The organism is Desulfosoma profundi, assembly GCF_055387865.1.
This window is the reverse complement of sequence record NZ_AP042420.1, coordinates 586,845-598,528: the sequence shown is the minus strand read 5'-3', so window position 1 is coordinate 598,528 and position 11,684 is coordinate 586,845. Positions and strand designations below refer to the sequence as shown.

Below are 11,684 nucleotides of genomic sequence, written 5' to 3'. Positions count from 1 at the left end.
CCTGCACATTCAACCGACCCGGCGGGGTCGGTCCATTCTCGATTTTTCATGAAAACGTCACTCGGATGACGCATCCCGGCAACCTTCTGGCGCAAAAGTAGGTCCGATCCAAAACCTAAGCGGGAGGTGAGTCGATGAAAGCGGATTTGCACGTGCACTCCAGGTTTTCCACAAGGCCGTCGCAGTGGATTCTCCAAAAAATCGGTTGTCCGGAAAGCTTCACGCAGCCCAAAGACGTCTATCGCATTGCCCGGAAGAATGGGATGGATGTGGTCACCATCACGGACCACAACACAATCGCCGGGGCCTTGGAAATCGCCCACTTACCCGGAGTTTTCGTGAGCGAGGAGATTACCACGTATTTTCCAGAGGATGGCTGCAAGGTGCACGTGCTGGCCTACGGCCTTAACGAGACCCATCACGAAGACATCCAGAAAATAAGAGAAAACATCTACGATTTGGTCACGTACCTCAAAGAGCGAAAGATTGTTCATGCCGTCGCTCACCCCCTTTACAGTCTCAACGGCAAGCTGACGCTGAACCACTTCGAGAAGATGCTCCTGTTGTTCCAGGGCTTTGAACTCAACGGGGCTCGAAACGACTTTCAGAATCAGGTGCTCAGAACCCTGTTGCCCAAACTGGATGCGCCTTTTCTCGAACGACTCGCGGAAAGAAGCGCTAGTCCGGGCATGCCCATGGATTTCGGTCCCAAGTGGTTCATTGCCGGTTCTGACGATCACAGCTCTCTCAATATCGCTCGATCCTGGACAGCCGTGCCTGAAGCCCAAGATGTTCACTCATTTCTCGAGGAACTCGGAAAGGGCAAAGCCGTTGCGGGGGGCACGGCTTCGACGCCGCTCACCATGGCCCATAACCTCTATGGGATCGCCTATCAGTATTACCGTGATCGTTTCGGATTGGCTCGGCACGTTCACAAGGATCTTCTCCTCCAGTTTATGGAACGTGTTCTCGATGTGCACCACGAGAGCCCCACAAGATCCTGGTCGAGTCGCGTTTACAACCTCGCACGGTCCACCCGCCTGTGGCGTCGACAAGATCCGCCTGAAAAAGATCTCACTCCCGTCCGCATGTTTTGGAAAATGTCCCAAACGCTTGTCAGCAAAGACATCCGATTTCTCGCCGTCGCTCAGGGAACCAAAGCTCTCTCGACGGTCGCGGCGGAAAAGTTATGGTATCGGTTTTTAGAGCAGACTGGCGACATGCTCCTCATAGATTTGTCCTACCGCATCGGCCAACAGCTCAATGATGCGAACGTTTTCAATATCTTCGGGACCCTGGGATCCGCCGGTGCGCTGTATAGCCTGATGGCTCCTTATTTTGTCGCGTTTTCCCATTTCACCAGAGACAAGGCTTTGGCCATGGAGGTTTCTCGTCGTTTCAGCACCTCGGAAGAGACCTCAGGCCATGGGCAGGAACTCTCCGTCGCCCATTTTTCGGACACACTCTTGGAGGTCAACGGGGTCGCCCGCACCTTACTCCACCAGCTCCAAGTTGCCCGAAGCTTAGGCAACCGTCTGGTCCTGCTCACATCGGAAGACGCAGAGCACGAGCTGCCGTCCGGTGTGGTGAACTTCAAGCCCATCGGGCGATACACGCTCCCGGAATACCCGGAACTGAGCTTGAACATCCCGCCGTTCCTCAAAATCCTCACCTTCTGCTATGAAGGCCAGTTCACCCAAATCCATGCCGCCACGCCGGGCCCCATGGGCCTTGTGGCTTTAGCCGTAGCTCGGCTTTTATCACTCCCCATTCTGTCGACCTATCACACGGCCTTGCCTCAATACGTCCGTCGATTGACGGGGGACGAGGGCCTGGAGTCACTCACATGGCGCTATATTCTGTGGTTTTATAATCAAATGGATCACGTCTATGCCCCATCTGCCGCGACCGCTCAAGAACTCATTGAGCATGGATTGCCGGCGGAAAAAATTTCGACCTATCCACGAGGCGTGGACATCCATCGATTTTCCCCGGAAAAGCGTTCCCTACGATTTCGGGAGCAGCATCACATTCAAGATAAAGTGGCGGCCTTGTACGTGGGCCGTATTTCCAAAGAAAAGGATTTAGACGTGCTGTGTCGGGCGTTCCGTCGGCTCTATGAAAAAAACCCGCAGACAGCCTTGGTTGTCGTGGGTGACGGGCCTTACAGAAAAGAAATGGAAAAGATTCTTTCCGGAACCCATTCCATCTTTACCGGGTACCTCTCAGGCGAAGCCCTCTACGAGGCTTACGCCTCATGCGATTTCTTGGTCTTTCCCAGCACGACGGACACCTTCGGCAATGTGGTCCTCGAGGCTCAGGCCTCTGGCCTCCCGGTCATTGTGAGCGACTGTGGAGGACCTCAGGAAAACGTGATCCCCGGACAAACGGGGTGGATCTTTAGCGGACGAAGCGATGAAAGCCTCTTGAAGTCCATGGAGCGAATGTGCCTCAACCCGGAAAAACGTGTCCAGATGGGTCAGGAGGCGAGAAGGGTTATGGAAGGCCGATCCTTCGAAGCCGCCTTTCAAGCCATGTGGGAGATGTACGGCGCCTCTTCTCTGCGGGACGACCTCCGCCTTCCGGAAGCGGTTTAACGGGCGGCTTTCGAACGGCTATCTTCAGCGCCCTCAACTATCCAAAGGCCGATGCATGTTGAGGCTGAACGTCCGACTGGAGATGGAATCGCAAAGGTGAGGATGACATGGAAAAGAAGGGCCCCGAATTCCAGCTTCTACCGCAAGCGACCGGAATGTGGCGACCGGTGATCCATTGTTTTCAAAAATTGGCGGCTCTGGAAAAGCTCGAGCGGGCTTACCAGAGTTTGCCCGAGGCATCGGACCCCCGATCTTTTTTGAAAAGCGCTCTCGAAACGCTCAGGGTGCGCCCTGTCGTGTCCGGCACCCTGTCCGCCATTCCGGAAAAGGGGCCCCTGCTTGTGGTGGCCAACCACCCGTTCGGGGGCTTGGAAGGACTATTGGCGGCTCAGACCATTCTCGAGAGGCGCTCAGACGTCAAGATCATGGCGAACGCTCTCCTGGAGCGCATTCCCGAGATCGAGTCGCTGATTTTCGGTGTCGATCCTTTTGGATTTCGACGATCCCGGGATCGAAACGTGGTTCCCCTGCGCCGGTGCCTCGAATGGCTCAGAAGCGGAGGGGCGTTGGTCATGTTTCCTTCGGGAACGGTCTCTCACTTTCATCTCCGAAAGCGGAGCGTCATGGACCCTCAGTGGAGCCCTTCCGTAGGTCGACTCTTGCTCTGGAGCCGATGCCCGGTGGTGCCCATGCATTTTGAAGGATCCAACAGCTTATGGTTCCATCTTCTCGGCCTCCTCCATCCCCGGTTGCGAACGTTCCTGCTGCCGAGAGAGCTTCAAAACAAGGGCGGTCAGACGATCCGTCTCACCATCGGTCGAAGGATTCCCTTCGAAGAGCTGGCTGAAATTGGATCCCCAAGGGGGATCACGGAGTATCTTCGCGCCTATACCTACGCACTGGGTGTGCCGAGAGTGGAGTGCGGATCGCGGGCGCTCTTGGGAAAAAGATGGCGTCCGCTGCGAAAAAACCTCGGCTCCGCCCCCCGACCGGTGCGGACTGCGGTACCCTCTCCCGATCTTTCACAGGACATCGAAAACCTGCCCGACTCACACTGCGTGCTCGTCGCGGGACCTTATCGTGTCTATTGGGCAGCGGCGTCTCAAATTCCCCACGTGCTGAGAGAAATCGGACGCCTGCGGGAGACGGCGTTTAGAGCTGCAGGGGAAGGTACGGGCCGCGAAGAGGACTTGGACGAGTTTGATGGTTATTACGATCACCTGTTTCTGTGGAATGCAGATTCCCGTGAAATCGTCGGGGCCTATCGCATTGGCCGAGGGGATGCCATCTTGGAACAAAGGGGTCTGCACGGGTTTTACACGCATACCCTCTTCCGTTACGGGGCGGGAATTCGATCGCTCCTTCAAAAGACTTTAGAATTGGGACGATCTTTCGTCCGTCCGGAGTATCAAAAAGCCTATGCCCCATTGTGGTTCTTGTGGAAAGGGATCGGCCGTTACGTGGCCCTGCATGAACGTTACCGTTTTCTGCTTGGACCCGTAAGCATCAGCGACACCTACCACGTGCTCAGCAGACATCTCATGCTGATGTATCTCCGCCAGAATCATTTCTGCCATGAATGGGGTCGTTGGGTAAGGTCCCGCAAGCCCTGGCGACTCATGCCGGTTGCTCCGTGGAATGTGCACACCTTGTGCCGGGATGTGGTGGATGTGGACCTCTTTTCAGAACTCGTTGCGGTCATTGAAAGATATGAGCGCAGTGTGCCGGTACTCCTTCGCCAGTACATTAAACTGGGGGGGAAGGTGTTGGGCTTCAATGTGGATCCGAACTTTTCCTATGTGGTGGACGCTTTGATCTTGGTCGACCTGGCACAGGCCGATCTCTCGCTTTTGGAGAAGACCATGGGCCGGGAAGAGGCGCGACGGTTTCTTTCTGTGCACAGGAGAGTGGAGATTCAGGAGATGTCCCTCTGCGCATGAGGTTTGCTCCAGCTTGAAGTCCGTTGATCCTCATAGCGAACGGCCGGTGGGGACCGATCCAAGCGTCAAGATTCTTTCCTGAAAGGCTCGGTGCCCCACAGGGAAGGTTCGCGGACCTTTCGAGAGACCCACCTGTTTGTGTCATCCCCTCAGGCGCGGCGGTGTTCATAAGAATTATTCGAACATGAGCCCCGCCCTATGGATTTCGTGCGTAGAGAGCATCCTTAGACCCGACCGCGTTCCTATGCGGCGTGGGGAGGCAGGAACATTGGTTTTCATCAAACGCTGAACCAGCAATCGCAAGTGGCCACTCGTCCTCAGGTGGACCCAGCAGTCTCCGGGTGGCATCCAAAACATGTTATGGGCGTGTCTCACATTCGGCTTTTTGGGGCAACCTGCCGGTGCTCGCTTGTGAACTCAAAGCGCTGTCACCTGTGGTCCTCGGGGGTGCGGGAGTTCGCGAACGTTTCAGACATGGGGATCGGCTGAAAACCCCCCAAGGCCGGCCTAGGGCGGGTTCGAGATGGAAAACACCGGGAAAAACGTAGGTAAGTCCTAAAGCAAAGGAACTCCAGAGAGATACATTGGTTCGCTGCTGATGTCGCCGAAGTTCACTATTCAATTTTAAGAGCGAGATTCTCTAACAATTCCCACTGCGCCCAAGAGCTTACGGCGTCTTTTCCATAAAATTCTGCGGCGTTCTGAACCCTTTGGGTGGGAGGACCCGAGAACCGGAGGAATAGTATGATCGCCCCATCGGTCTCTTGTTTGTGGTCATGATTGGCAACGGATGCCGGCCTCAGGGAACGTTGCCCCAGAGACGTGGCCCCGTGGCCTGTGTCCGTCCGGTTCATTGGATGAAGGCAAAGCCGGGTATCGGAGCGACCACGGGGGGCACCCCGACAAGGCCGGCAGAACCTTGGATGAAGTATGGCGTAACCCTGAACCCGTGGGCTGTTGTTGAGTGAGTTGAGTCTCCGGCTTGCGGGGCTGTTTTGATCGGCCGAGGGTAGCCTTATTCAGCGATATGCTTTCCTTCTTTGTGGCGGAATTGTCCGGACAGAAAAAATCCAGGTGCAAAACTATATGCCCTGTAAAAAGAACTGAAACGGAAAACCGGGTCTTCCCGGGCCCTTCGATGCGGCCTTCGCCGACAAGGCGTTCAAAAGCGCTCGCGCGCCTGCCGAAACTCCCCTTCGCCGGGTTTCCTGCGAAGGAACGGCTGTGACGGCCGGGGCTGCTTTGAACCGGACATCGTCGGCGCCCCCGCAGCGGTTTCGCAGTCACTTTTCTCCATGCAAATGAGCCTCAAAGAGGTCCTGACCCTCGTTGCACGCGAGACCATCGCCCGCCAAGAACGTCTTTTCCCACGCGCGGGCTTCGGCTTGAGGTCCTGTTGATGAGATGCCCCACAATGGCCGGGCCCGAGTGAGCGTTGGAGAAGGTTTTTGACGATTGTTCCATGTGGATTCTTTTCAGAAGGTTACCTGCCGGGTGAAATTTCGACAGAAAGCCCTATAGTATGAAGATCTCCTAAATTAAGTGTATTAGCGACGCGAAGATGGTCTTATATATGAATGGGATTTCACGGACTCATGATGTCCTCCTATTTAATACGAAGCGTTGCGAATATGTCGACTTCACGATGATTTGAATTACATGTTGTGTTATTATTCGCAGAGATCTCCATCGGAGAATCTTGAGTTTGTCTGCATCGAAGCCTTTGCGCGGATTGCTGCGCGCCGTTCTCTCCCCTCCCTGTGCAGCTCTTGGGGCGCATACCGAATAGATGTGAAAAATCTGTGACTGCGGCGCGTCTTGTCGGTGACAGGGGAAAGGCGTTTGTGAAGAGGCCCGGGCAAATCCTCGGGTTTCGGAATTTTTGAACGTCACAAGAATATCACGGACGTGACGTGGAAAGACGACAAAGGGCGAATACACGTCTCAATAAAAAAGAAGAGGTGGGAGAAGTGAGACCGTCTGCCGAGGCTTTAGGGGATGAAGTGCAGACCGGATAATTTGGCGGTGGAGTAGAGGTTCAATGGCCGTCGCTCAGAAAGATGATCAGAAAAAATGATGAGCCTGTGGGAGGTGGATGTGGTGCAGGTTGTTCATGATTGGGTAAAGGGATTGGTTCACGCGCAGAATCCACAGGAGGCGTATCAGCTTATTTTCAAAAGTGTTGTCAGTTTGACCGGAGCCGAAAGCGCCTTTATGGCACTGTATCGTTCAAACCGTGAGAGCTCAGGAAAGGCCGTCATTCGTTACGCGCACGGCCGGGTCAGCGACTTAAAACACTTCATCTTAACCCTTAGGAAGGGGATGGTCAGTCAGGTTTTCAAACTGAAAAGCACCGTTGTCATCGGTAGCTATAATCAATGGCCTCTTCGATATCCCCATCCATGTCTTGCAGATGTGCGTACGGCGGTGGGCGTGCCTGTTTTTTGCCGGGGAGAGGTCATCGCCTGCGTCGGATTGATGCAGCACTCCGGGGGGAAACCCATTTCTGATAAACACATCAGTATTGTGGAGCAATACGTAGAACTGGCATCTATGATTCTAACCCGAGTTGGCTTAGGGCAGAGTTTGGAAGAAGAACGTGGCAAAAGAAAAAGACTGGAAGCGACGAGGCGGAGACAATATCATTTTCGGCAAAATCAAGAAAGTGAATTGCTGGAGAGGAGTGAACCAAGTATTATCCATGACCTCAGTAATATCTTAACGGTTGTATGTGCCCATGCAGAGATGGCTTTATTAAACCAGGGTGCTGGAAATACCGATCATTTGCAGAAGATTGTTTGGGGATGTGGTCAGGCGCGCACTCTTCTTGATGAGCTTAGATTCTCTAGCAATGCATTCTCGGGGTCTTGGGAATCCATGGATCTTGCGGGAGCCGTAAATGATATGTTCGACCTGTTTGTCGGCTCGCTGCCACCGAACATTCAGGCGCGCAAGGACCTTCGAGCCTTTCCTGCGTGGATTCTGGGATCCTCCAGCGATCTTCAAAGGGTGTTTCTAAACCTTTGGACCAATGCTCGACAGGCTATGGAGCCCAATGGGGGTGTTTTGGAGACCCTGGTCGAGGAAATCCGTCTGACAACGAAGGAGCAAAGTCCTTTCCCCGCACTCAAGCCGGGACGGTATTTTTGCGTCCGCGTTCGGGACACGGGCCCCGGGATTCCCCCAAAAATACTCGAGCGGATCTTTGATCCCTATTTTACGACCAAAAAAAGCACCGGGGGATCAGGGCTAGGTCTCGTCATCGCCCATAATATTATACGTTCTCACGGTGGACATATTCACGTGGAGTCCCGCGTGGGGGCAGGGACCTGCGTTTCTGTTTACCTTCCCGCCTTAGCACAACCTCTCGGCGTCACTCCAGATAACCATGGAAAAACTCTCGTGCCCCACAAAGATGAGGTGGCCGTCGAAAGTTCCCCGAAGGATTTCCTTGTGCTTGTGGATGACGATCCGCTGGTGCTGGAAGGCCTGCGAGAAGTCTTCGAAGAGGCGGGGTTTGCCGTGCGCTTCAGCAAGAGTGCAGTGGAGGCTCTCGACATCGTTCGAACTCATGGATGTGCGGTCCAATTGGTGCTGCTCGATTATCACCTCGACGAGATGGACGGGGTGCAGCTCGCTCGAGAGTTGCGCTCCATGGGGAGCTCGGCACCGGTGGTGATTCTGACGGGTGACAACCATCCGGCGGTTGCCGAGGCTCAAAAGATCGGTCTCATTGAGGCATCACTGACCAAGCCCTTTTCCACGAAAGCTTTGCTTTCGCTAGTCCGGCGGATTGTGGATCAGACCAAAAGCGCGCAAGGAGGATCACATGAACGATGGTCTTCTAGCCCACAGAGAAGATCGCCGTGTAGGAGGCTTCTGGCACAGGACAACCACCTATCGTGAGCTGGAGGCGATCATAGAGGAAGAAAAGGTGGATATGGCGATGCAGCCCATATTCGATTTGAATACGGGACGTGTCGTCGCTTATGAAGCCCTGTGCAGAGTCATGAAGGGCGGGAAGATTCAGACACCCATGGAACTCTTTGAAGCGGCGGAGCACTTGCAATTATTACAAAAATTGGAACTGTTGTGCCAGCGGAAGGCCATAGAAAAATTCCAGAAATTAAACCTTTCTGTTCCTGTGTGCATCAATCTCTCCCCCTCGATTCTCAGCCAAGGACGTATCGAATCCTTTCAGGAGTTGTTCTGCGACGAAGTGCTGAACACCTCTGCGGCGGTGATCTTTGAGATTACTGAACGAAAGAATCTCGACCAGTTCAGCCGACTCAGCGAGCTCATCGAATGGCTGAGAGCGAAAGGTTTTCGAATCGCTTTGGATGACCTGGGGGCAGGTTTTGCAGGGTTGAAAAGCCTTTTGGAGCTTGAACCGACGATAGTGAAAGTGGATAGGCATTTAATATCCGGGTTGCATCTTTCCTCAAAAAAGCAGCTGCTTTGCAATGCCATTGTCAATTTCTGCCGTAAAGTCGGGATCACCGTTGTGGCGGAGGGAGTGGAAAACCTTGAGGAGCTACAAATGGTTTCCGACATTCGTTTTGATTGGGTCCAAGGCTATTATGTGGGATATCCAGAACTCGACCCAGGAATCATTGTAAGGGGATCAAACGAGAAAATTCGTTCTCTGAGGTCCTCTCATCGCAGTTACGACCTCGCATGCACCGGCCATCTCCTAGGATGCCTGACAACCTATATCCCTCCCGTGGAAGTGCACACCCTTGTCAAAAATGTGGAGCAACGGTTTCAGAAAGAGGAGAGCCTCACGGTCATCCCGGTTTTGGAAGCCGGAAAACCCCTCGGGATCATCAAAAAAACAGACCTTTTTTTCCTCTTGGGGCGGAGATACGGCTACGCACTTTACGCGGACAAACCCGTGTCGTTGGTTATGAGCGAAGTTTCGATTTTTGAGGAGGACACTCCTGTGGAATACGTGTCACAGAAAGTGACGGCCCGTGACGAAAAGTCCATTTACGATGCTGTGGTGGTGACGCGCAATGGAACTTATGTGGGGATCGTGAAAATCCATCAGATTCTGGAACACATCACCGAACAAAACCTGCTGTGCGCTTCTCAGTCCAATCCGTTGACAGGTTTGCCCGGCAACAACCTCATCAACGAAGAGATTTCGAGACGTTTGAAGCAAGGGATATTGTTTGCCGTGGGTTATGTAGATCTGGATCATTTTAAGCCCTTTAATGACAGATTCGGCTTTGAAAAAGGGGATCAAGTGATTCGATTTCTCGGTCAGTTATTAAAAGAGCATGTATTGTCGTGGGATTCTAATGGATTTGTTGGACATATCGGAGGTGACGATTTTGTTTTTGTCGTTCGATATTCAGGAGTGGATAAATTATGCGAGCGGATTCTTCATGACTTTGAGGCAAAAATCGGTCAGTTTCACGAACCCCAATGTGTGCAGCTCGGCTATTATGAAAGCGTGGATCGACAGGGTCAGGTGCGCTCATTTCCTCTGCTCTCCCTGTCCATTGCCGTGGTGACCAACAAAGAAAGATTGTTTCAATCTTACGGTCATTTGGCGTCCGTCGCCACTGAAGTCAAAAGCGTCGTCAAAAGGATACCGGGCAATAGCTATTTTGTGGATCGTCGCGCCGTCTAGTGGTCAATCCATTCAATGAATTTGTCGGGATGGCGCCGTATCACAGATTACCGTTTACGATTTGGCGGGTGCTTCCATGAAACGGTTCGGACTTTGACAGCTTTCAATGGCTTGAAAGAAAGGGTGAAAGACGAGGTCCGCCGGCACTGATTCAAAAGGAGAACGCGATCCTCATCCGAAAATAAGACAAGACCCACAGCATGCCGGGAACAACGCGGCGGTCTGAAATTTTCCGACGGCGAAAGTTGGGATTTATGTTGGTTTAATAATGGAAATTCTTGCCGAGTCTTTGAATAGATTTGGGCGCCATCGGCTCAATGCGGATCTATGAATTCGGACTGAACTATCGCTTTGAATAACCCCGCATGGGTTTCCGCGAACGGCCAAAAATTTTTGAGATAGCCCCTGATTGGGTACCAACCGGGTGAATTGATAGATAACCGGCTTGCGAGGCACCTTTCAAAGAGGCTTGCCGCGACCAGAGGAAAAAATCCCGGGGTCCGGCAAGCGAACTTGGGGGGCCAAATCAAGATTCTTTTCTCTGGAAGTCCCCGGCATACCGACCGACTGTCGCATCGTCCACACAAGCCTCAAGAATATGGGACTCTAATTCTTGGGGGTTCCTCAATTCTTCAAGCGGACAATAAAACTCATTGCCTGCGCGATCCTTCACACGAACCAACACCTGACCTCTCCTAAGCTCTGTCATAGGACCCTCCGGCCTCGAAAATCTTTCAATAAACGAGAGGCCCACCCCTGGGGGTAGGCCCTTGGTATTGACCTGTGTTTATCCCACCTTACGCATTCAATACTAGACGGCTACCCGCCAGCAAAGGGCTGAGGGGTCGTCGCATCGTCCACGCAGTTTTTCAGCTCTTCGGGGCTCATCTCGGAGGGTTTTTTGAGCACATCGACGGGACACACAAACTCGTTACCGGCCTTGTCTTTCACCCACACGAATTGTTGACGTTTGGTTGGACTGGTCACATCACTCATGGCGCTCTCCTTGTTTGACCGTTAACTGATATTTCGGATTATCCTTGCCTCAAAACTAAATACGGCGTCTCTTGTCGTCAAGAACACGACTGCTTTTTCGAGATGCTCCTGCCAAGGGACAAAGCATGCTTTTTGCGCCATGGCTATGGGAATCAGCCTATTCGGAACTTTCACCACCTGGAGGCTTTCCCCTATTCAGTGGGGCGCTGCCCGTCCAAGGCCCGTCCCTCTCATGAGGACGATGGCAAATAGACTACCGTCTCCGAGCCTTCGCGCCGGCCTTAAATCTCGCGTCAATTGGATCGAACAAGCGCGAGGCATTCGCTGCTGGAGAGTGCTGGGAGGTTTCCATAGCTCCGGGAGAGCGGTCTTCGCGCTCGGCCATTGCGGGAAAGGGGAATCATGCCTTTGTCCGTCGAGGCTGCCCACGGTCATAACGACCTGACTGTGGCGTCTCTCAGAATGAGGGTCGAAACCCTTTCGGGTCGGTGAGCGACTGTAGCGGCTCTTTGC

At 53.3% G+C, this 11,684-nt stretch carries 5 protein-coding genes; 4 read left to right on the top strand and 1 reads right to left on the bottom strand.

The annotated features are described in order from the left end of the window. Positions 1-134 precede the first annotated feature (134 nt). From ACZ5K9_RS02620 to ACZ5K9_RS02605, 4 genes are all read left to right on the top strand, one after another. Positions 135-2,597: a glycosyltransferase gene (locus ACZ5K9_RS02620; RefSeq protein ID WP_464272866.1), complete on the top strand. Its 2,463-nt coding sequence runs from the start codon at positions 135-137 to the stop codon at positions 2,595-2,597. Positions 2,598-2,704: 107 nt separating this feature from the next. Next, a complete protein-coding gene (locus ACZ5K9_RS02615) occupies positions 2,705-4,537 on the top strand; it encodes a lysophospholipid acyltransferase family protein (RefSeq protein WP_464272865.1) in 1,833 nt (610 codons plus the stop codon). Positions 4,538-6,610: 2,073 nt separating this feature from the next. After that, positions 6,611-8,443, top strand: a complete 1,833-nt coding sequence (locus tag ACZ5K9_RS02610; RefSeq protein WP_464272864.1) for a hybrid sensor histidine kinase/response regulator — start codon at positions 6,611-6,613, stop codon at positions 8,441-8,443. Beyond that, complete coding sequence (locus ACZ5K9_RS02605) at positions 8,367-10,175, top strand: EAL domain-containing protein (protein ID WP_464272863.1); 1,809 nt, start codon at positions 8,367-8,369, stop codon at positions 10,173-10,175. The genes ACZ5K9_RS02610 and ACZ5K9_RS02605 overlap by 77 nt, the downstream gene beginning before the upstream one ends. Before the next feature lie 819 nt (positions 10,176-10,994). Here ACZ5K9_RS02605 and ACZ5K9_RS02600 read toward each other — a convergent pair. Continuing rightward, on the bottom strand, positions 10,995-11,171 hold the full coding sequence (locus tag ACZ5K9_RS02600; RefSeq protein WP_464272862.1) for a hypothetical protein: 177 nt from the start codon (positions 11,169-11,171) through the stop codon (positions 10,995-10,997). Positions 11,172-11,684: the final 513 nt, after the last annotated feature.